The following is a 502-nucleotide window of genomic DNA, read 5'->3' as shown; positions in this document are numbered from 1 at the left end:
CAAGTCCAAGGCCAAGCTGCTGACGGAAACGCAGGGCCGCGTGACCTTCGAGGATGTCGCCGGCGTCGACGAGGCCAAGGAAGACCTCCAGGAGATCGTCGAATTCCTGCGCGATCCGCAGAAGTTCCAGCGTCTCGGCGGCCGCATTCCGCGCGGCGTGCTGCTCGTCGGCCCGCCCGGCACCGGCAAGACGCTTCTCGCCCGCGCCATCGCCGGCGAGGCCAACGTCCCCTTCTTCACCATTTCGGGCTCGGACTTCGTCGAAATGTTCGTCGGCGTCGGCGCGAGCCGCGTGCGCGACATGTTCGAGCAGGCCAAGAAGAACGCGCCTTGCATCATCTTCGTCGACGAGATCGACGCCGTCGGTCGTCATCGCGGCGCCGGCTTAGGGGGCGGCAATGACGAGCGCGAGCAGACGCTGAACCAGCTGCTCGTCGAGATGGACGGCTTCGAGGCCAATGAGGGCATCATCCTCATCGCCGCCACCAACCGCCCCGACGTG

General features: G+C 66.5%; 1 protein-coding gene. It reads left to right on the top strand.

The annotated features are described in order from the left end of the window. On the top strand, positions 1-502 hold a 502-nt coding region (locus tag FMZ75_RS22345; RefSeq protein ID WP_166146331.1), incomplete at both ends, for an AAA family ATPase.

The sequence above is a fragment of the Methylosinus sp. RM1 genome (assembly GCF_011378635.1).
Lineage (GTDB): Bacteria > Pseudomonadota > Alphaproteobacteria > Rhizobiales > Beijerinckiaceae > Methylosinus > Methylosinus sporium.
This window is presented reverse-complemented; position numbering and strand designations above follow the sequence as displayed.